At 71.3% G+C, this 16,644-nt stretch carries 14 protein-coding genes; 10 read left to right on the top strand and 4 right to left on the bottom strand.

The window, feature by feature from the left end; all coding sequences use genetic code 11:
• Positions 1 to 2: 2 nt before the first annotated feature.
• The 8 genes from AB0C66_RS28200 (at position 3) to AB0C66_RS28165 (ending at position 8,841) form a co-directional block, all read left to right on the top strand.
• Complete coding sequence (locus AB0C66_RS28200) at positions 3 to 851, top strand: alpha/beta hydrolase (protein ID WP_362444464.1); 849 nt, start codon at positions 3 to 5, stop codon at positions 849 to 851.
• Positions 852 to 924: 73 nt separating this feature from the next.
• A complete protein-coding gene (locus AB0C66_RS28195; protein ID WP_362444461.1) occupies positions 925 to 1,404 on the top strand; it encodes a MarR family winged helix-turn-helix transcriptional regulator in 480 nt (159 codons plus the stop codon).
• A gap of 111 nt (positions 1,405 to 1,515) precedes the next feature.
• Positions 1,516 to 2,325 (top strand): aspartate/glutamate racemase family protein, encoded by an 810-nt coding sequence (locus AB0C66_RS28190; protein WP_362444458.1) that lies wholly within the window; start codon positions 1,516 to 1,518, stop codon positions 2,323 to 2,325.
• A gap of 66 nt (positions 2,326 to 2,391) precedes the next feature.
• The gene (locus AB0C66_RS28185) at positions 2,392 to 3,327 is read left to right on the top strand and encodes a 2-dehydropantoate 2-reductase (protein WP_362444455.1); all 936 of its coding nucleotides are present in this window, start codon (positions 2,392 to 2,394) and stop codon (positions 3,325 to 3,327) included.
• Between the two features lie 181 nt (positions 3,328 to 3,508).
• Complete coding sequence (bglX, locus tag AB0C66_RS28180) at positions 3,509 to 5,824, top strand: beta-glucosidase BglX (RefSeq protein WP_362444452.1); 2,316 nt, start codon at positions 3,509 to 3,511, stop codon at positions 5,822 to 5,824.
• Positions 5,825 to 6,011: 187 nt separating this feature from the next.
• A complete protein-coding gene (locus tag AB0C66_RS28175) occupies positions 6,012 to 6,932 on the top strand; it encodes an AEC family transporter (protein WP_362444449.1) in 921 nt (306 codons plus the stop codon).
• A gap of 267 nt (positions 6,933 to 7,199) precedes the next feature.
• Positions 7,200 to 7,997 carry a SigB/SigF/SigG family RNA polymerase sigma factor gene (locus tag AB0C66_RS28170; protein WP_362444902.1) on the top strand — a complete coding sequence of 266 codons (798 nt, stop codon included), beginning with the start codon at positions 7,200 to 7,202 and terminating at the stop codon, positions 7,995 to 7,997.
• A 178-nt stretch (positions 7,998 to 8,175) separates the two neighbouring features.
• Positions 8,176 to 8,841 carry a hypothetical protein gene (locus AB0C66_RS28165; RefSeq protein WP_362444446.1) on the top strand — a complete coding sequence of 222 codons (666 nt, stop codon included), beginning with the start codon at positions 8,176 to 8,178 and terminating at the stop codon, positions 8,839 to 8,841.
• A 34-nt stretch (positions 8,842 to 8,875) separates the two neighbouring features.
• On the opposite strand, the gene AB0C66_RS28160 is transcribed toward AB0C66_RS28165, so the two are convergent.
• Positions 8,876 to 9,382, bottom strand: a complete 507-nt coding sequence (locus AB0C66_RS28160; RefSeq protein WP_362444443.1) for a hypothetical protein — start codon at positions 9,380 to 9,382, stop codon at positions 8,876 to 8,878.
• A complete protein-coding gene (locus AB0C66_RS28155; RefSeq protein ID WP_362444441.1) occupies positions 9,379 to 11,250 on the bottom strand; it encodes a glycoside hydrolase family 15 protein in 1,872 nt (623 codons plus the stop codon). Before AB0C66_RS28155 ends, AB0C66_RS28160 begins: the two co-directional genes overlap by 4 nt.
• Positions 11,251 to 11,473: 223 nt before the next feature.
• Between AB0C66_RS28155 and AB0C66_RS28150 the strand changes: the two genes are divergently transcribed.
• Positions 11,474 to 12,313: an SDR family oxidoreductase gene (locus AB0C66_RS28150; protein WP_362444438.1), complete on the top strand. Its 840-nt coding sequence runs from the start codon at positions 11,474 to 11,476 to the stop codon at positions 12,311 to 12,313.
• Positions 12,314 to 12,363: 50 nt separating this feature from the next.
• On the opposite strand, the gene gcl is transcribed toward AB0C66_RS28150, so the two are convergent.
• Positions 12,364 to 14,142 carry a glyoxylate carboligase gene (gene gcl / locus AB0C66_RS28145; protein ID WP_362444435.1) on the bottom strand — a complete coding sequence of 593 codons (1,779 nt, stop codon included), beginning with the start codon at positions 14,140 to 14,142 and terminating at the stop codon, positions 12,364 to 12,366.
• 128 nt (positions 14,143 to 14,270) lie between these two features.
• The gene (locus AB0C66_RS28140) at positions 14,271 to 15,128 is read right to left on the bottom strand and encodes a LysR family transcriptional regulator (RefSeq protein WP_362444432.1); all 858 of its coding nucleotides are present in this window, start codon (positions 15,126 to 15,128) and stop codon (positions 14,271 to 14,273) included.
• A gap of 200 nt (positions 15,129 to 15,328) precedes the next feature.
• Between AB0C66_RS28140 and AB0C66_RS28135 the strand changes: the two genes are divergently transcribed.
• A complete protein-coding gene (locus tag AB0C66_RS28135) occupies positions 15,329 to 16,144 on the top strand; it encodes an EamA family transporter (protein WP_362444899.1) in 816 nt (271 codons plus the stop codon).
• Positions 16,145 to 16,644: the final 500 nt, after the last annotated feature.

The raw sequence follows: 16,644 nt of genomic DNA, 5'->3' as shown, positions 1-16,644 counted from the left end.
AGGTGCCCGTGCCCGAACGGTCCGTGCTCCAGTCCGCGCTCGCCGATCTGGCCGATGTGCCCGCCACCGGGCGGTGGGTCCGTTCCGGCCGGTCCCGGTTGCATGTGCTCGACTACGGCGGTTCCGGGGTGCCGCTGGTCATCCTGCCCGGCATCACCTCGCCCGCCCTCACCATGGACTTCGTTGCCCGCGAACTGGTGGGCACGGTACGGCCGTTGGTGGTCGACGTCCGTGGCCGGGGACTGTCCGACGCGGGCGGGGCGTACGGCCTGGTGGAGTACGCCGAGGACACCGAGGCGGTGGTGCACGGACTGGGTCTGGACCGTCCACTGCTGCTCGGCCACTCCATGGGCGCGCGGATCGCGGCGGCGGTCGCGGTCCGGGACAAGGTGGCCCTCCGGGGCACCGTACTGGTGGATCCCCCGATGAGCGGGCCGGGCCGGGGTCCGTATCCGACGACCCTGGAGACCTTTCTCGGCCAGTTGGACCAGGCGCTGCGCGGCACCGACGCGGACGAGGTGGCCCGCGCCTGGCCGCGGTGGCCACGGCGGGAGCAGGAGCTGCGGGCCCGCTGGCTGTCGAGCTGCGACCGGGAGGCGGTCGTCGCCACCCACCGCGGTTTCGAGACCGAGGACTTCTTCGACTGGTGGCCGTCGGTGCCCGGCCCCACGGCGCTGCTGTACGGCGCGGAGTCCCCCGTGGTCACGGCGGCGGGTGCGGAGGAGGCCGCCCGGATGAATCCTCCGGCGCGTCTGGCCGCCATTCCCGGCGCGGGTCACATGGTGTTCTGGGACAGCCCCGCCGCCGCGCTCGCGGCCGTCCGTGCGGCGCTGCGCCCCATGCTGGAGTGAGGGTCCGGTGCGCACCGGCCGGAGACCGCGCCACCGGTCGGAGCCGGCTCACCGCCCGTGATTGAGTGAGGCCATGTCTGACGAAACCGCACCTGCCGAGTCCCTGCCGATAGCTCCCGCCGCCCTGACCGCCGCCCCCGGCTATCAGGTCCGCCGCCTGTACCAGGCGTATCTGGCGGTCTGGGTGCGGGCGGTCGACTCGACGCTGACCGGCCCTCAGTTCGCCGTGCTCACGGCGGTGGACGCGGCACCCGGCCGTGACCAGCGGTCCATGGCGTCGGCGGTGGCCCTGGACACCTCGACCATGGCGGATGTGGCCCGGCGGCTGGAGAACCGGGGTCTGATCACCCGGCGGACCGCGGCGGAGGACGCCCGCCGCAAGCTGCTCTTCCTCACGGAGGAGGGCGAGCGGACCCTCCGGGCGGCCAACGACCGCGCCCGCGCCCTCGACGAGCGGCTGATGGAGCCGTACGGACCGGAGCGGCGCGAAGAACTCATGCACCTGCTGACGTCCCTCGCCGACCACTGGGAGGGGCTGACCCGGGAGCCGTAACACCGCTCGCCGCCACGGCATGGGGTGTCACGGACCCGGGTCACCACCGACGCGTCACCACCGACGCGTCACGACCGACGTTCCACCTTGCGATATCCGTGGAGGACCCCCATGCCGGATCACCACATAGGGCTGATCGTGCCCAGCTCCAATCTGACGATGGAGACGGAACTGCCGCGGATGCTGCGCGCCCGGGAGAGCGTGGCACCCGAGGACCGCTTCGTCTTCCACACCAGCCGGATGCGGATGCGGCACGTCACCCCCGAGCAGTTGCGGGAGATGAACGCGCAGACCGAGCGGGCCGCCCTCGAACTGGCCGACGCCCGGCCCGATGTGGTGGCCTCGGCCTGTCTGGTGGCATTGATGGCGCAGGGTCCGGGCCACCACGAGGTGGCGGAGGCGGAGATCGCCGCGGTGCTCGACGGGCAGGGGGCGAAGGCTCCGGTGGTCTCCAGCGCGGGCGCCCTGCTCAGCGGGATCGCGGCGCTCGGCGCCCGGCGGGTGGCCATCGTGACCCCGTATATGAAGGAGCTGACCTGTCTGGTGACCGGGTGCATCGAGGCCGCGGGGATCGAGGTGGTCGACGCGCTGAGTCTGGAGGTGCCCGACAACCTGGCGGTCGCGCGGCTGGATCCGGCCGATCTGCGCGAGCACTGGAAGCGGCTGCGGCTGGACGGCGCCGAGGCGCTGGTGCTGTCGGCGTGTGTGCAGATGCCGTCGCTCGAGGCGATCCAGGCGGTCGAGGACGAGTCCGGACTGCCGGTGCTGTCGGCCGCGACCGCCACCACCTTCCGGGTGCTGGAGTCACTGGGTCTGCCGACGGTGGTGCCGGGCGCGGGACGGCTGCTGAGCGGCACCGTCCAGGGCGGTCGGGGCGTGGCGGCCGTGCGCGCGACCGGGCGGCCGCACACGGCCGGGTAGATCGTCCCGCCGCGGCGTCCACGGCCTTAAAGTGACCCTCCTGTCGCTTATCGAGGAGGGGTCATCATGAGGATCGCCGTGGTCGGGGCGGGGGGCGTCGGCGGGTACTTCGGCGCGCGGCTGGCCGCCGCCGGAGGCGACGTCACCTTCGTCGCGCGGGGTACCCATCTCGACGCCATCCGGGAGAAGGGGCTCACCGTGCGCAGCCCGCTGGGCGAGTTGCGGGTGTCCCCCGGCGCGGTGGTTCCGGCCATCGCGGACATCGAGGGCGCGGATGTGGTGCTGGTGGCCGTGAAGCTGTGGGACACCGAGGACGTGGCGCGGCAGTTGCGCCCGCTCGCCGAGGGCGGAGCAGCCGTGATCTCGCTCCAGAACGGTGTCCAGAAGGACACCGTGCTGCGCCGCCACCTCCCGGCCGAATCGGTGCTGGGCGGGGTCTGCTACATCTCGGCGTTCATCGAGGAGCCGGGGGTCGTGGTGCACAACGGCACCCTGCAACGGATGGTGTTCGGCGGGTACGGCGGCGAGCGGTCCGGCCCGGCCCGCGCCCTGCTCGACCTCTGTCTGAAGGCGGGGATCGAGGCGGAGCTCAGCACGGACATCGAGCGCGCCATCTGGGAGAAGTTCGTGTTCCTGGTGGGTCTGTCGGCCGCGACGACGGCCGTGCGGCAGCCCATCGGCGTGGTCCGCGGCGACGCCGGGTCGCGCTCGCTGCTGCACGAGGTGATGGGTGAGGTGGTCGCGGTGGGCCGGGCCGGAGGAGTCGCCCTGGACCCCGGGTTCGCCGATGACCGCCTCGCGTTCTGCGACACCCTGCCACCGTCCATGACCTCCTCGATGCACAACGACCTGGAACGCGGCCACCGTCTTGAACTGGCCTGGCTCAGCGGTGCGGTGGCCACCCTCGGGGAGGAACTGGGCGTCGGGACACCGCGCAACCGCGCGGTGGCCGACATCCTCTCGCCGTACGCGCTGGGCGCCCCGGCCGTTCCGGAGGCATAGCGCACACCGTTCCCGGGCCGCCTGACCGCGGCGGTCCGGGCCGGTCCTTGGAACGATCAAAGCCATGGGAAACCGCTCTCGCGCCGACCCTTGACGCTCTCTCGCCGGGTCCGTACTTTCGTTTCAACTTTTGAAGATCCACCCGTCGACAGCACTCAACGCTCTTCAAGGGACGAAGACCATGAATGGTGTGCGTAGACGTACGGTGCTCGCCGCGGTCGGTGGTACGGCCGTCGCCGGCGGAGCCGCGACCGGCACCGCCCGAGCCGAGGAACCCCCCGGCGCGACAGCCTCCGAGCCGAAGGCCGCGGACGCCACCGCCCCCGGCGCCTCCGGTAGGAGCCCCCATGAGGCCAGGGTCCGGGCCCTGCTGGGGCGGATGACGGTCGAGGAGAAGCTCGGCCAGCTCCAGCAGTTGACCTGGGCCGGGAACACCGGGCCCGGCGGCGGCCAGACCGAGGCCGCGGAGGAGGCGGCCCGCAAGGGCAGGCTCGGATCGGTCCTCAACATCTACGGGGCGAAGTACACCAACGCCCTCCAGCGGATCGCGGTCGACGAGTCCCGCCTCGGTATCCCGCTGCTCTTCGGACTCGATGTCATCCACGGCTTCTGGACCACCTTCCCGATCCCGCTGGCCCAGGGGGCCAGCTTCGACCCCGCGGTGGCCGGGCGGGACGCCGAGGTGTCCGCCAAGGAGGCCCGCTCCAACGGGGTGCACTGGACCTTCTCCCCGATGATGGACGTCACCCATGAACCGCGCTGGGGACGGATCGCCGAGGGCAACGGCGAGGACCCCTATCTCACGGCGGCGTTCGCGACCGCCAAGACCCGCGCCTACCAGGGCACCGACCTGGCCGCGAAGGACCGGCTGGCCGCGTGTGCCAAGCACTTCGTGGCCTACGGCGGCGCCGAGGGCGGCCGCGACTACAACACCGTGGACGTGTCCGAGGCTCGGCTGCGCAACCAGTACCTCGGACCGTTCCGCGCGGCCGTGAAGGCCGGGATCGCCACCGTCATGGCGAGCTTCAACACCATCAGCGGGGTGCCCGCCCACGGCAACACCCACACCCTCACCGAGATCCTCAAACGGGAGTGGGACTTCGACGGCTTCGTGGTCAGCGACTACACCGGTGTCCAGGAGATGATCGCCCACGGTTTCGCCGCCGACGGCGCCGACGCGGCCCGGCTCGCCCTCAACGCCGGTGTCGATATGGAGATGGTCAGCACCAACCTCGTCGACCACGGCAAACGGCTGCTCAAGAGCGGGAAGATCTCCGCCGAGAGGCTGGATGACGCGGTGGCGCGGGTGCTGCGGCTGAAGTTCCGGCTGGACCTCTTCGACCACCCCTATGTGGACGAGGACACGGCCGTCGACAAGCCCGGCAGGGCGGCCCGTTCGGCCGCCCGCGAGACCGCGGCGCGGTGCATGGTGCTGCTCCGCAACGAGAAGTCGGCGCTTCCGTTGAGCACATCGGCACGGTCCCTCGCGGTGGTCGGCCCGTTCGGCGACTCCACCGACCTCCTCGGCACCTGGGCCGGGCCCTGGGGCGAGACATTCCCCGCGGTCACGGTCCTCGACGCGGTCAAGGACGCCGTGCCGGAGGCCGAGGTGACGTACGCCAAGGGTGTGGACGCGGGCGGCGAGGACACCGGTGGTATCGCCAAGGCGGTCGCGGCGGCCAAGGCAGCCGAGGCGACCGTCGTGGTGGTCGGCGAGGCGTCGGCGCTCAGCGGTGAGGCGAGCGCACGCGCGGACATCAGCCTGCCCGGGAGACAGGAGAAGCTGATCGAGGCCATCGCGGACTCCGGTGCGCCGTTCGTGGTGGTGCTGGTCAATGGGCGTCCGCTGACGATCGGTGGCTGGCTGGAGTCCGCCCCCGCCGTGCTGGAGGCGTGGCATCCGGGGCTCGAGGGCGGACACGCCATCGCGGACGTACTGTTCGGCAAGGTCAACCCCGGTGGCAAACTGCCGGTGTCCTTCCCCCGCGCGGTCGGCCAGATCCCCGTCTACTACAACCACGAGAACACCGGCCGCCCCTACGACCCGGACAACAAGTACACATCCAAATATCTGGATCTGCCGAACGGTCCGCAGTTCGCCTTCGGCTACGGTCTGAGCTACACCACCTTCGACATCGGCGAGCCCAGGCTCTCGGTGCGCCGGATCGCGGCCGACGCCCTGCGCGCGGGCGACACCGTCGACGTGGCGGTGGCGGTGCGCAACACCGGGCGGCGTACGGGAGACGAGGTCGTCCAGCTCTATCTGCGCGATCCGGTGGCCAGCATCGTCCAGCCGGTGCGCAGACTGTGCGGCTTCCGCCGGGTCACCCTCGGCGCCGGGAAGTCCACCACCGTACGCTTCCGGCTCAGCGCCGAAGAGCTGGGTTTCTGGACCCATGCCCCCGAGGGCGACTTCGTGGTGGAGAAGGGCGAGATCCGGCTGTACGCGGGCAACAGCTCCCAGGCCAAGGGCGAACACACCCTCACCATCACCTGAGGCGTTACGGCCGGTGCGCGCCGGGTCCGGGGCGGTCCCGCACCGGCCCCGGCGCGCTGTCCGCCCCGGGCGCGGGCGATTGCTTGTAGGGTGCAAGCTGTCCGTCCCGTCTGCCGGAGAACACCTCCATGACCGCCGCCGCGCACTGTCCCCGCTCCCCCGCGCTCCATCCGGCGGAGGCGGCACCGTGGGCGGTGTGATCACGGGCTTCGGTGTCATCGCGAGCATCATCGTCACCGGCTATGTGCTCGGCCGCCGCGGCTCCCTGGGCGAACACGGCCGGGAGGTGCTCACCCGGCTGTCCTTCGATGTGGCCTCCCCCGCGCTGCTGTTCACCACGCTCTCCCGGGCCGACCTCTCCGTCGTGGTCTCCACTCCCCTGCTGGTCACCGGGCTCAGCACTGGTGTGGTCGCCGGGGTGTTCGTGGCCGTGGGGGCCGTACGCCGGTGGAGCGTCGGGCGCACCACGATCGGCGCGCTGTGCGCGAGCTATGTGAACGCGGGCAACCTGGGCATCCCCATCGCCATGTACGTCCTCGGCGACGCCGGGGTGGTCGCTCCGGTACTGCTCTTCCAGCAGCTGGTGATGACACCGATCGCGCTCACCGTCATCGACCTCAGCCGCCCCGGGATCCGCCCCTCGGTCGTACGCAGGCTGACCACACCGTTCCGCAACCCCATCGTCATCGGCTCGCTGTGCGGGGTGGCGGTGACGGCGACGGGGTGGCGGATCCCCGGGCCGGTGCTGGAGCCGCTGACCCTGCTGGGCGGGATGGCCGTGCCCGCCGTGCTGCTGGCCTTCGGTCTCTCCCTGCCGGGCACCGCGCTGCCCGGCACGGGTGCGGAGCGCGGGCCGGTGCTGCTGTCGGTGGCACTGAAGTCATTCGCCCAGCCCGTGGTGGCATGGGCCATCGCGGCCGGGGTGTTCGGGCTCGACGGGCCCGCGCTCTTCGCCGCCGTGGTCACCTCCGCGCTGCCGGCGGCGCAGAACCTCTTCACCTATGCCACGCGCTACGGGACGGCCACCGTGCTGGCCCGTGAGTCGATCCTGCTCTCCACACTCCTCGCGGCACCCGTGCTGATGACGGTGGCGGCCCTGCTGGGGTGAGTCCCGTACGGCGCCGCGCGCACTCGCCCGTGGCAACCGCCAAAAAAGGTCGCCGGAGCGTCGATGGTTTACCCCCGGGTCCCCCGGGCAGGCGGTATTTCGTGCTTCGGACCGGAGGCACGCACCGCGGGAGCAGTGTGACATCCCGCAGGATGCGGCCCCCACCGGTCCTGTGCGCGCTTCCGCGATGCGGGCCCACTTCGGTCCCGGCAATCCCGTCAAACATCGCAGGAGGTGTGTTCCGTGACGACCACAGCGCAGCAGGACATGGCACGGCCCCAGACCGGCCCCAGGAAGCACTCGCACGACGACGCGCCTGACACCGGTGCCGAGTTCCAGGAAATCGCCCGTCTGCCGGACGGCCCCGAGAAGGAGGCGCTGCGGCGGCGGGTCGTGGAGGCGTGGATGCCGATGGCCGAGCGGCTGGCCCGCCAGTACCGCAACCGCGGCGAGTCCCTGGAGGACCTCCAGCAGGTGGCCGCGCTCGGTCTGGTGAAGGCCGTCAAGCGCTACGACCCCGAACACGGCACGGCCTTCGCGGGGTTCGCGGTCCCCACCATCGTCGGCGAGATCAAGCGCCACTTCCGGGACCATCTGTGGGTGCTGCATGTGCCGCGCCGGGTCCAGGACCTGCGCAACCGGGTACGGGCCGCGCACCGCGAGCTGTCCCACTCCCTCGACGACCGTGCGCCGCGCACCGAGGAGATAGCCGAGCGCACGGGCCTGACCGAGAAGGAGGTGCGGGCCGGGATGGAGGCGCTGGGCAGCTTCACCCCGCTGTCCCTGGACGCGCAGCTGACGGGCGCCGACGACGGCTACTCCCTGGTGGACACGCTCGGCGCCCAGGAGCCCGCGTACGACCGGGTGGTGGACCGCGAGGCGGTACGCCCCGGGCTGACCCGGCTGCCGGACCGCGAGCGCCAGATCCTCTACATGCGCTTCTTCTGCGATATGACGCAGAGCCGGATCGCCGAACAGCTCGGCATCTCCCAGATGCATGTCTCCCGGCTCATCAACCGCACCTGCTCGACCCTGCGCGACCAGGCGCTCGCCGAGACGGCCTGACCGGTCCGGGCGGCTCGGCCGGGCGGGGGAGCCGGGTGGGCCAGGAGGGTGATCGTGGCCCGCACCGGTGTCCCCGGCCGAACGGGAGCCGCCTCCCGCGTGACGATGAGGTCCGGTCACGGTCCGCCGCCGGGCCCGGAGGTGTCCCGGGCCGGGCGGCGGCCGGAAGGAGGACGTCATGGGCGCCACCGATGAGCCGCCGGGCCGGTCGCTGCGGACACCGCGGGCCGCCGGGGCCGCGGGGATCCTCTCCGCGCTGCTGCTGGGCACGGTGGTGGTCCTGGTCCACTCGGCGATCCCGGAGCATCCGATCGACGCGGGCGCCTGGCTCGCGGACGGCTCCAGCCGCGGCTCGCTGAACGTGGCGCTGCAACTGGTGCCGTTCGCCGGGATCTTCTTCCTGTGGTTCATGGGCGCGGTACGGGACTACGTGGGTCCGGCGGAGGACACGTTCTTCGCCACCCTCTTCTTCGGCAGCGGGGTGCTCTATCTCGCGGTGATCTTCGTCTTGGCGGCGGCCATCGGCGGACTTCTGGCGCTCGCGGGCAGTACGTCCTCCTCACAGTTGCAGATGTGGGAGTACGGACGCCATCTGACGCTGGTGCTGCTCTCGTCGTACTCCACCCGGATCGCGGCCGTGTTCGTCCTGTCGGCCACGACGCTCTGCCGCCAGCTGGGCGTCTTCCCGCGCTGGCTGGTGTGGGCCGGCTACGCGGTGGCCCTGGTGCTGCTGTTCGTGGTGAGCACCGACGCCTGGTTCGCGCTGGTGTTCCCGCTGTGGATGCTGGCCGTCAGTGTCCGGGTGCTGCGGGTGGCGCTGCGCTCCCGTACCCGGCCCGAGTGACCGGCCCGGTGACGACCTCTCGCGAAGCGCACACCTAGTGCGACAGGGCCGCCTTGGCGGCCACGATGACCAGACCGAGCAGCAGGTTGCCCACCCCGGCCAGCACGGTCAGCCGCAGCGACGCCCCGGCACGCCGGACGGCCACGCTCGCCCAGCCGACCTGCTCGGTCACCGCGACGGCCAGCGCCAGCCAGGCCGTGCCCTCCAGCCCCAGCCCCAGCAGCGGGCTGATCGCCACGGCGATGGCGGGCGGTACGGCCGCCTGCACGAGGGGCCACTCGTGGAGGGCCACCCGGCGCAGCTCCCGCCCGCTCAGCTCCCGTTCCCCCAGCCGCTCCCCCGCGAGCCGGGCGTAGACATGCGCGGCCCAGAACACCACGCCGGTGATGAGCAGCAGCGCGACCAGCTGGATCCGGGGGTAGGGGCCCGGGGTGCCGGTCCCGGCCACCACGGAGGCGGCGAGCAGTGAGCCGTAGACCGCGCCCGAGTAGTCGCGGGGGCGCGCGGGCGCGGTGCCGGCCCGCTGCTCCGCGGCCGTCATGCGGTGCTCAGGCCCAGCACGGGTCCCACCCATCCGGAGCCGTGGTCGAGCTGGTAGTCGAGGTTGACGGCGGCGTTGACCAGGGCGAGATGGCTGAACGCCTGGGGGAAGTTGCCCAGTTGCTCACCGGTGAGCCCGATCTCCTCGGAGAACAGGCCGAGGTGGTTGGCGTAGGTGAGCATCTTCTCGAAGATCAGCCGGGCCTGCTCCAGCCTGCCGGAGCGGGCGAGCGCGTCCACGTACCAGAAGGTGCACATGGAGAAGGTGCCCTCCGAGCCCGCCAGTCCGTCGGGTGAGGCGGCGGGGTCGTACCGGTAGACGAGGCTGTCGGACACCAGCTCCTCGTCCATCGCGTCGAGGGTGGACAGCCACATGGGGTCGCGGGGCTCGACGAAGCCGATGAGTGGCATCAGCAGCAGCGAGGCGTCGAGCACGGGCGAGCCGTAGTGCTGGATGAACGCCTCGCGGCTCCGGTTCCAGCCGCGGTCCATGATCTGCTGATAGACGGAGTCCCGGGTGACCCGCCACATGGTCTGGTGGCTGGGGCGGCCGCGGCTCTCGGCGATCCGCACGGCGCGGTCCAGGGCGACCCAGGACATCATGCGGCCGTAGGTGAAGTTCTGGCGGCCGCCGCGGGTCTCCCAGATGCCCTCCTCCGGGCGGTCCCAGTTGTCGCAGAGCCAGTCGATGACCCGGGACATCTCGGACCAGCCGCGGTGGCCGACCGTGATCCCGTGGGTGTCGGCGTGGTAGAGCGAGTCCATCATCTCGCCGTAGATGTCGAGTTGCAGCTGGTCGGCGGCGCCGTTGCCGATGCGCACCGGGCTCGAGCCGCGGTAGCCCTCGAAGTGGTCGAGGGTCTCCTCCACCAGATCGGAGCTGCCGTCCACCCGATACATGATCTTCATCGGCCCCGAGCCGTCGCCCGCCTTCTCCACCACGCGGTCGCGCAGCCAGTTGGCGAACGCCTCGGCCTCGGTGGTGAAACCCAGTCCGATCAGGGCGTAGATGGAGAACGAGGCGTCCCTGATCCAGGTGTAGCGGTAGTCCCAGTTGCGCTCCCCGCCGATCTGCTCGGGGAGCGCCGCGGTCGGCGCGGCCACCAGGGCGCCGGTGGGGGTGTAGGTCATCAGCTTGAGGGTGATGGCGGACCTGGCCACCGTCTCCCGCCAGCGCCCCGTGTAGCGCGAGCCGCGGGTCCAGCGGCGCCAGAAGCGGGTGGTCTCGTCCAGCATCCGCTGGAACTCCTCCTGGGGCACCCGTCGGGGGGCGACCGCGTGGCCGGCGTCCGCGGTGTCCAGGACGACGCCCGCGGCCTGGCCGGCGGCCAGGACGACGGTGGAGCGGATGTCGCCGTCGCTGGCGTGGATCTCGGTGTGCTCGGTGATCCGGTCGCCCGCGGGGTGCAGGGTGATGTCGACGGTGTCGCCGTGGAAGATGGCTCCCTCGTCGTGGACCTTCAGGGTGTGGCGTTCGCGTCCGTAGCCCGGCCGGGGGCGGCAGTCGATCTCGAACCGCATCTGGCCGCGCACCACGCGGATCATCCGGACCAGCCGGTGGTGGCCGGTGGCGGTGTCCGGGGCCACCGGCATGAAGTCGTACACCTCGCCGACACCGTCCGGGGTCATGAACCGGGTGATGAGAATGGCGGTGTCGGGGAGGTAGAGCTGTTTGGTGACGCAGTCCGGGTGTGCCGGTGTGATCCGGAAGTGTCCGCCGCGCCGCTGGTCGAGCAGGGCGCCGAAGATGCTCGGGGAGTCGAACCGCGGACTGCAGAACCAGTCGATCGTGCCATCGGTGGCCACCAGCGCCGCGGTCTGGAGATCTCCGATGAGCCCGTGGTCACTGATGTTCGGATAGGTGTCCATCGTGGGGTCCTCCCACCGGATTCGCCACCCGTGCTCAGCCTCGCCCCATCGTCGCACCGCACGCCCGGTCCCGCTCGCCGACCGGCGCTCACCCCGCGTTGCGCCGCTGGAACGATGTCCATCGGCTCAGTGGGTGACCGTGGTGCCCGTCGTGAGTGAGGGCGCCGCCCGGGGCTGCGAGGGTCATTGCGCCGATCCGGACGTCCCGCGAAGGAGAGCGCCAGTGAACGCCAGTGCCGACCAGCCCCGCCCGATCCCGCTGCCACCGCTGCTCACCGGGCAGAAGGCCCTGGTGACCGGGGCCAACTCGGGCATCGGCAAGGCCACGGCGCTCGCCCTGGGCCGCGCGGGCGCCGATGTGGTCGTCAACTATGTCTCCGACCGTCCCGCGGCCGAGGCCGTGGTCAAGGAGATCGCGGGCCATGGGGTGCGGTCCTACGCCCACCAGGCGGATGTGTCCCAGGAGGACCAGGTGGTCGACATGGTCGGCGCCATGGTCGACCGCTTCGGCACCATCGACGTCCTGGTGTCGAACGCCGGGCTCCAGCGTGACGCCCCGACGGTGCGGATGACCCTGGCGGAGTGGCAGAAGGTCATGGACGTCAATCTCACCGGCCAGTTCCTCTGCGCCCGTGAGGCGATCAAGGAGTTCGTCCGGCGCGGGGTGGTGCCGGAGGTGTCACGGGCGGCCGGGAAGATCGTCTGCATGAGCTCGGTCCACCAGATCATCCCGTGGGGCGGACATGTGAACTACGCGGCGTCGAAGGGAGGTGTGGGGATGATGATGGAGACCCTGGCCCAGGAGCTGGCACCGCAGCGGATCCGGGTGAACGCGGTGGCGCCCGGGGCCATCAAGACCCCCATCAACCGCAGTGCGTGGGAGACCCCGGAGGCACTGGCCGACCTGCTGACCCTCATCCCCTACGGCCGGATCGGCCTGCCGGACGACGTCGCCAACGCGGTGGTGCTGCTCGCCTCGGACCTGTGCGACTACGTGGTGGGCACCACCCTCTACGTGGACGGCGGGATGACCCTCTTCCCCGGTTTCGCGACCGGCGGCTGACGGAAACGCCACACCGCCGGGTCCTCTTCAGCCGAGGGCGGTGTGCGTGTTCAGCCGAGGGCGGTGTGCGTGGCGGTCGGGGCGTGGCCGGGGACGGTGGCCGGTTCCTCGAACTCGATGACCTTGTCCAGTTCGGTGCCCATGGCCACATTGGTGACCCGTTCGAGGATGATCTCCACCATCACCGGCACCCGGTACTCCGCCATCAGCCTCTTGGCCTCCTCCAGCGCCGGGAGGATGTCTCGCGGCTCGTGGACCCGGAGCGCCTTGCAGCCCAGTCCCTCGACCACCTTCACATGGTCGACGCCGTAGCCGCCCAGCTCGGGGGCGTTGACATTGTCGAACGAGAGCTGCACGCAGAAGTCCATGTCGAAGCCGCGCTGGGCTTGGCGGATCAGGCCCAGATAGGCGTTGTTCACCACCACATGGACGTAGGGGATGCGGAACTGCGCCCCGACGGCCAGTTCCTCGATCAGGAACTGGAAGTCGTAGTCGCCGGAGAGCGCCACCACGGTGGCGTCCGGATCGGCCGTCGCCACCCCGAGCGCGGCCGGGGCGGTCCAGCCCAGCGGACCGGCCTGGCCGGCGTTGATCCAGTGCCGGGGGCGGTAGACGTGCAGGAGCTGGGCGGCCTGGATCTGGGAGAGGCCGATGGTGCTCACGTAGCGGGTCTCCCGGTCGAAGGCCCGGTTCATCTCCTCGTAGACCCGCTGCGGTTTGACCGGGACGTCGTCGAAGTGGGTTCTGCGGAGCAGGGAGCCCTTACGGCGCAGACAGCTTTCGGCCCAGGCGGTCCGGTCCTTGAGCGCACCGGTGCGCCGGGCCTCCCGGGCGGCGTCGGCGAACAGCTCCAGCGCGGCCCCGGCGTCGGAGACGATACCGAGGTCGGGCGCGAACACCCGGCCGATCTGGGTGGGTTCGATGTCCACATGGACGAAGGTCCGGCCCCGGGTGTAGGTGTCGAGACCCCCGGTGTGGCGGTTGGCCCAGCGGTTGCCGATGCCCAGGACGAAGTCGGACTCGAGCAGGGTGGCGTTGCCGTACCGCTGGGAGGTCTGGAGGCCGACCATGCCCGCCATGAGCGGATGGTCGTCGGGGATGGAGCCCCAGCCCATCAGGGTGGGCACCACCGGCACCCCGGTCAGCTCCGCGAACTCCACCAGGCGGGCGGAGGCGTCGGCGTTCACCACCCCGCCGCCCGCGACGATCAGCGGACGCTCGGCGGCCTGGAGCATGGCCAGGGCTTTGTCGATCTGGGCGCGGGTCGCGGACGGCCGGTAGACGGGCAGCGGTGCGTAGGTGTCCGGGTCGAACTCGATCTCGGCCATCTGGACGTCGATGGGCAGGTCGATGAGGACCGGACCGGGACGTCCGGAGCGCATGAGGTGGAACGCCTGCTGGAACGCGCCCGGCACCTGGGCGGGTTCCAGGACGGTCATGGCCATCTTGGTCAGCGGTCCGGCGACCGAGGCGATGTCGACCGCCTGGAAGTCCTCCTTGTGCAGGGCGGCCACCGGCGCCTGACCGGTGATGCACAGGATCGGGATCGAGTCGGCGCCCGCCGAGTACAGCCCGGTGATCATGTCGGTGCCGGCCGGGCCGCTGGTGCCCACGCACACCCCGATGTTCCCGGCCCTGGCGCGGGTGTAGCCCTCGGCCATATGCGAGGCGCCCTCCACATGCCGGGCGAGGATGTGGTGCAGGCCGCCGTCGCCGCGCATCGCGGCGTAGAAGGGGTTGATCGCCGCACCGGGGAGGCCGAAGACGTGGGTGATGCCCTCACGCTTCAGGATCTCCACCGCTGCCCGAGCCGCGGTCATGCGCGCCATGGGGTCGCTCCTGGGGTCGGACCGGTTCTCCGGATTACTTTTCCGTATTGCGGAATCTGAATTTTGCTGAACGGAAAAGATGGTCCACCGATGAAGGGAGCCCGTCAAGGGGCGCGCACCGGACGGCGTCAGCCCTCCCGCCGGTAGAGGTCGGTCAGCAGCGCCACGGCGGCGGGTGCGGCCGGATGCGGATCGTCCCGCCACCAGATGAGCCGCACCGGGATGGGCGCGGCGTCCCGCAGCGGCCGGAACACGATCCCGGCCCGGGGGTACTGGGTGACGGTGGACTCGGCCGTGATCCCGATGCAGCGGCCGGTCGCGATGACGGAGAGCCAGTCGTCGACGTCCTGGGTGTACTCCATGACCGGACGGCGGTCGGGCGGCCAGAGATCGGCGGTGGTGGTGCCGGTGCGCCGGTCGATGACCAGGGTGCGTTCACCGGTCTCGGCGAGGCGGAGGGAACGGCGGCGCGCCCACGGGTCGTCGGCGGCCATCGTGCAGTAGCGCCGCTCGAGGCCGACCACCGCGCTCTCGATCCGCCGGTCCTCGGGCTCGGTGCGCACCACGGCGATATCGCAGGTGCCCTCGGCGAGCCCGCCCGTCGCGGAGTTGGTGCGCACCAGGTGCAGTTCGACATCGGGCCGCGCGGCGGGCCAGCGGCGCTGGAACTCCAGGGTGTGGCGACCCATCGCCGACCAGGCGTGGCCGATCCGCAGTCGGCTGTGGCCGGTAGTGGCCTCGCGCACCAGGTCGTCGGCCTCGGCGAGCAGACGTCGGGCGCGGGAGAGCACCTGGGTCCCGGCCGCGGTGGGCGCCACCTCCCGGCTGGTACGGCGCAACAGCCGTACGCCGAGGGCGGCTTCGAGCGAGGCGAGGTTGCGGGAGACGGCGGCCTGGGAGATGCCCAGGTCGATCGCGGCGTCGGTGAAGCTGCCCGCGTCCACGATCGCGACGAGACAGCGCAGCTGCCGCAGTTCGATGTGCATAACCCCAGCGTATGGATAACGCGTCCGATGCATTTTGTGAAAGAGCGGCGCGGTCCCACGCTCGGTGCATGCGGACGATGGCGCGTGGACAGCGGACGGCCGGGACCGGGGCGGAGACCGCGGTCACGGGAGGCGGGACGACGGGCGCCACAAGCGCCACGGGCGACGGTGAGGGGCGCGGCTGGCTCGCGGGGATCGCGATGATGTGCGGCAGCGGCCTGTCCAACCAGACCGGCGCCGCGATCGGCGCGCTGGCCTTCCCGGTGATCGGCCCGGCCGGGGTGGTGGCGGTACGGCAGTGGGTGGCGGCGGTGCTGCTGCTGGCCGTGGCACGCCCGCGGCTGCGGTCGTTCACCGCCCGGCAGTGGCGGCCGGTGCTGCTGCTGGCCGTGGTGTTCGCCACGATGAACCTCTCGCTGTACACCGCGATCGACCGGGTGGGCCTGGGTCTGGCGGTGACGCTGGAGTTCCTCGGCCCGCTCGCGGTGGCGCTGGCCGGTTCCCGGCGGGCGGTGGACCTGGGGTGTGCGCTGGTCGCCGCGGCCGGGGTGGTGGCCCTCACCAGGCCACAGCCGTCCACGGACTATCTCGGGATCGGCCTCGGGCTGCTGGCCGCGGTGTGCTGGGCGTCCTACATCCTGCTCAACGGGACGATCGGGCGCAGACTGCCGGGAGCCGAGGGCTCGGCGGCCGCGGCCGGTCTCTCCGGGCTGCTGTTCGTGCCGGTCGGCATCGTGGTCCTGCTCCACCATCCGCCGACCGGACCGGCGCTGGCCTGCGCGGCCGTGGCGGGGGTGCTGTCCTCGGCCGTACCGTTCCTCAGCGATGTACGGGCCCTGCGGCGGGTGCCCGCACGGTTCTTCGGGATCTTCATGAGCGTCAACCCGGTGCTCGCCGCGGTGGTGGGGCTGGTCGTGCTGGGCGAGTCGCTGACCTGGAGCGCCTGGGCGGCCATCGCCGCGGTCGTGGTCAGCAACGCGGTCAGCGTCCTGGCGTCCGGGCGCCGCGCCGGGTGACGCGTCGGCGGAAGGGCCGGGCCCTGTCCGGTGGATCTGTCGGGAGCGGGGCCTAGTGGGTCTGCACCCACCACGCCATCAGACCGATGGCCGCGGTGCCGCACGCGTAGGACGCGCCGCGGACGAAGTTCGCGGCGGCGAGCCGCCCGTATCGACGCCATCTGCTGGTGGAACGACTGGGTACGGGTGGGCGAACCTCCATCGTGTGCATGTGGAGCCCCTTTCGTGAACGGGGGAACGACGCGCTGAAGAAAGCATACAAAAGTGTGAACTTGCCCTATGTGTCGGACTCGCTGGGAAAAGAGAATTACGACCAAATGTCAGAACAGCGCTCCCAGCGGCACTTGGCCCTCGGCACCCGGCCACCGCGCCACCACCGCCGCCCCTGAACACACAAACGGCCGTGTCCCCGATCGTGTTCATGCTGGTGTCGTCGCTCAAGCCGGACCAGCAGATCTTCGGCGACCTGGACAGCGTCAAGGCGTTTCTGCCGGTCGGCC

The organism is Streptomyces sp. NPDC048636 (assembly GCF_040650655.1).
In the GTDB taxonomy this organism is placed as follows: Bacteria; Actinomycetota; Actinomycetes; order Streptomycetales; family Streptomycetaceae; genus Streptomyces.
This window is presented reverse-complemented; position numbering and strand designations above follow the sequence as displayed.

Bases quoted from the DNA above. Each gene is read 5' to 3' on its own strand.
- AB0C66_RS28195 (WP_362444461.1), top strand. From the start codon at position 925: ATGTCTGACGAAACCGCACCTGCCGAGTCCCTGCCGATAGCTCCCGCC.
- AB0C66_RS28190 (WP_362444458.1), top strand. From the start codon at position 1,516: ATGCCGGATCACCACATAGGGCTGATCGTGCCCAGCTCCAATCTGACG.
- AB0C66_RS28185 (WP_362444455.1), top strand. From the start codon at position 2,392: ATGAGGATCGCCGTGGTCGGGGCGGGGGGCGTCGGCGGGTACTTCGGC.
- bglX (WP_362444452.1), top strand. From the start codon at position 3,509: ATGAATGGTGTGCGTAGACGTACGGTGCTCGCCGCGGTCGGTGGTACG.
- AB0C66_RS28170 (WP_362444902.1), top strand. From the start codon at position 7,200: ATGGCACGGCCCCAGACCGGCCCCAGGAAGCACTCGCACGACGACGCG.
- AB0C66_RS28165 (WP_362444446.1), top strand. From the start codon at position 8,176: ATGGGCGCCACCGATGAGCCGCCGGGCCGGTCGCTGCGGACACCGCGG.
- AB0C66_RS28160 (WP_362444443.1), bottom strand. From the start codon at position 9,382: ATGACGGCCGCGGAGCAGCGGGCCGGCACCGCGCCCGCGCGCCCCCGC.
- AB0C66_RS28155 (WP_362444441.1), bottom strand. From the start codon at position 11,250: ATGGACACCTATCCGAACATCAGTGACCACGGGCTCATCGGAGATCTC.
- gcl (WP_362444435.1), bottom strand. From the start codon at position 14,142: ATGGCGCGCATGACCGCGGCTCGGGCAGCGGTGGAGATCCTGAAGCGT.
- AB0C66_RS28140 (WP_362444432.1), bottom strand. From the start codon at position 15,128: ATGCACATCGAACTGCGGCAGCTGCGCTGTCTCGTCGCGATCGTGGAC.
- AB0C66_RS28135 (WP_362444899.1), top strand. From the start codon at position 15,329: ATGATGTGCGGCAGCGGCCTGTCCAACCAGACCGGCGCCGCGATCGGC.